Consider the following 3,221-nt stretch of genomic DNA (forward strand, 5'->3'; position numbering starts at 1 on the left):
AAACTGCATCTCTTCTGGCAGATGAGACACCCAGCTGCTCATCATATCAAAAATGCGGGTGTTGGGTTTGAGGCGATCGCGGTATAAATCCGTTAGTTGTTGAATAAATCCTTCATCGACATGGGTAACAAAGCGGGGATACGCATAGAACAGCTTATCGTCTTTGTCGTCTAATTTCTGGCGTTGATTTGGTCTTAATTGCATAAATCTCTGTTTTGGAGTACTTTTTTTCAAGTTGGTAGATTGTAATGGTTGGCTGCTTGGGAGAGTCAATAAACCGAATGCCACCAAAAGCAGCATAGTCCACAATGATGTACTCGAAAACGCCCAAGTCCTCTCTACGAGACGCTACGCGAACATATTCAGCAAGTTTTGTCAGATAGTCGTCCTTCCAGTTGTTGCTAATGACCTCAATGATTCCGGGTGGTGGAATATATGCAGCAGCAGAACTAGAGCTAGTTTTCATCCTCTGCCATTCAACTCTTGCAAATATGACAATATCTGCTTTCCGGCTTTTTTCCTTTTCTGGTGGTGCTGTTTTGAGCCGAACCTGCTTGGACTGGCGCGACACGTAAGGCAGATCATTTTCTTGGCAGTGATTTTCTAAGTAGGCACACAGTCGCTCGATTAAATCCTCATGATTTGCATTTGGTTCTGATAATGGCACGGGAATTCCATCCAATAGCTCAAACTCTGTGCCTGAATCATCCCAGGCAAGAAACTCTTCAAAAGTCAGTGGTTGTGTGACGGTTGCGTACATCGCCCTCGCTCCCTTGCTGACGGGTACTTCACTCAATGCTACCAAGATGTACAGCTTTGTCTATGAGTCCTAGCTGATTTTCCTGCCGTAGTTCTGAAACAACAGCTTGAGTTAGGGTAAGAGAAGGCGATCACAATTGGTGAGTGTAGTACGATGGCATTTTTGTGAAAATACCCATTTTAATTATCTGATTGTATTGTGTGACTATTAATAATTCGTAACTTCTGTTATCTTTTGTCGGACTAACAAAGCTAAAAAATCAAATTCCCATTTATTGAAGTATATACACTGATTGACTTGGGAGCTTTTAGCATTTAAAATTACATATATTTTTAGCCATAAAAACTTGGCTCAAGTTATGTTGATTAAATAAAATACTCCATGTGGCAGACTTTAGTAATTGACCAAAGCCATATTAATCAAAAGATTGATATATTCAAAGCAGCATTACGTGATTACTCTATAACAGAGAAATTAGTTGTTCAAAAATATATAATACATGGTACACCTTATGTTTTTAAAGATGATGAAGGTAAATATTTTGACCTCAAACATGAAATTGCTACTCATTTTGAGGAAAGACCAGAATGTGTACTGATGGTTGGTTCAGCTAAATTAGGATTTAGTATAGCTCCTAGTAAATTATGGAATTCGTTTTCTGAAGAATCAGATATAGATATAGCTATTATATCTAGAGAAATTTTTGAAAAATTTTGGTCAGAATTATATGATTTCGACATAAGTTTGATATCTAGAACTGAGAGAGAAGAACAAAAATATAAAAAATTTTTAAAATATTTTTTTAAAGGTTGGCTAAGACCGGATTTATTTCCATTTAAATATTCTCGCACAAATGAGTGGTTTGAATATTTTAAATCAATCTCTTATAAATATACACCCCAAAAAATAGCAGGGGCTATTTATTATAATTCTGAGTTGTTTGAAAAATATCATGTGCAGAATATCAAAAAGTTGAGACAGGAGGATATTTAAAATGAGCAAAAATGGTATTGCAACTAATAAAAAAGTTTTAGATTTATTCAATATGATGAAAACTGGTACTTTAATACTTGCTCCATCTTTTCAAAGAAAGCTTGTATGGAATGATGCACATAAAGAAAAATTTATAGAAACAATTTTATTAAAACTTCCTTTTCCTGAAATATATCTCGCTGATGGTGAAATTGACCTTGATACTCAAACATCAAAAACACTTGTCGTAGATGGTCAACAAAGATTAAGTACAATCTACCAATATGTCACAGCATCACCAGAATTCAGTATCAAAAATATCAGTAAGTTTGAGAAATTGTCTACACAAGAAAAAACAGATTTTTTTGATTATACAGTTGTCGTCAGAGATTTAGGAAGAATTCCTGAAAGTGAAATTAGAGAAGTTTTTAAGAGAATAAACTCTGTCCAATACGCACTAAATGCAATAGAAATTAGCAACTCGTTATACGAAGGAGAGTTCATCACAACTGCTAAAGATATTCTAGAAAATAATGCTCTTTTTACAAGTTTAGAGGTATTTAGTGAAGGTGAATTTTCTCGCATGAAAGACCTGGAATATGTATTGCTAGTTATGTCAACAATAGAAGAAGGTGGTTATTTCACTAGTGATAAAGAAGTAAAAACCTATGTAGAAAAGTATAATAATGAATATCCAAACAAAGACTTGATGTCTAATACTTTTAATGAAGCATCTAAATTAATTATTGGGTCTAATCTTCCTCCAGATAGTTTGTGGATAAAGAAGTCTAGTTTATTTACTTTAATTGTTGAATTAATAAAAATTAAAAACAAGTATGGTTATTTACCTAAAGAACAAGCTTTAGCTCATGCTTTAAAATCTTTAGAAGAAGAACTACATATAAATAAGAAAGAAGATGTATCGAAAAATATGTTTGCTCAATATTATTATTATACACATCAAGGTACTGCTAGTAGAAAAGGGCGTAATGTTCGCGGTCAAGTTATAAGTAAAATTTTAGAAGAAAGTATGAATGTAAACTAGCGAACGTTGTAAAGTTCGTATTTATTATAGTGTACTGACCTACCTACCAGAACATAAGGCCCGATCGCCCTTCATTACCTTCTGATTAGTCTGCAAATAATCATGTAGCAAATTGCAACCCCGTGCCAGCAATTTTTCCAGTTCGATATCTGCAAGATTTTGAAAAATCACTGTGCCATTACCACTACCCGCAGCTAGAGTCTTGCCGTCATTACTAAAACTGACGCTGGTTAACTCTTGCTTTTCACCTTTCAAAGCAATCAGCAACGTCCCTTCTAGCTTCCAAATTCTCACTTTGTCATCACTGCTAGCTGCCAAAGTTTTACCATCGGGGCTAAAACTCACACTAATGAAACTATCACCATCGCCTGTAAGATTATTTAGCAGATGACCGTCCCGGCTCCAAATCTTCACCGTGTTATCAATACTAGCTGAAGCGATCGC

At 35.1% G+C, this 3,221-nt stretch carries 4 protein-coding genes and 1 pseudogene; 2 read left to right on the plus strand and 3 right to left on the minus strand.

The annotated features are described in order from the left end of the window. Together VE944_RS10955 and VE944_RS10960 are read right to left on the minus strand one after the other, a co-directional pair. Nucleotides 1-204 (minus strand): annotated as a pseudogene (locus tag VE944_RS10955) (SAM-dependent methyltransferase); the annotation flags it as partial. Beyond that, nucleotides 155-760 carry a Uma2 family endonuclease gene (locus tag VE944_RS10960; RefSeq protein ID WP_324976526.1) on the minus strand — a complete coding sequence of 202 codons (606 nt, stop codon included), beginning with the start codon at nucleotides 758-760 and terminating at the stop codon, nucleotides 155-157. The gene VE944_RS10960 and the pseudogene VE944_RS10955, both read right to left, overlap by 50 nt. A 381-nt stretch (nucleotides 761-1,141) precedes the next feature. On the opposite strand from VE944_RS10960, the gene VE944_RS10965 reads away from it, so the two are divergent. Further along, complete coding sequence (locus VE944_RS10965) at nucleotides 1,142-1,753, plus strand: hypothetical protein (protein WP_324976529.1); 612 nt, start codon at nucleotides 1,142-1,144, stop codon at nucleotides 1,751-1,753. Nucleotide 1,754: 1 nt separating this feature from the next. Continuing rightward, nucleotides 1,755-2,777: a DUF262 domain-containing protein gene (locus VE944_RS10970; protein ID WP_324976531.1), complete on the plus strand. Its 1,023-nt coding sequence runs from the start codon at nucleotides 1,755-1,757 to the stop codon at nucleotides 2,775-2,777. Nucleotides 2,778-2,816: 39 nt separating this feature from the next. On the opposite strand, the gene VE944_RS10975 is transcribed toward VE944_RS10970, so the two are convergent. After that, a partial coding sequence (locus VE944_RS10975) for a WD40 repeat domain-containing protein (RefSeq protein WP_324976533.1) occupies nucleotides 2,817-3,221 on the minus strand: 405 nt, incomplete at its 5' end.

Origin of the sequence: Nostoc sp. (genome assembly GCF_035638895.1) — a bacterium.
GTDB lineage: Bacteria > Cyanobacteriota > Cyanobacteriia > Cyanobacteriales > Nostocaceae > Nostoc.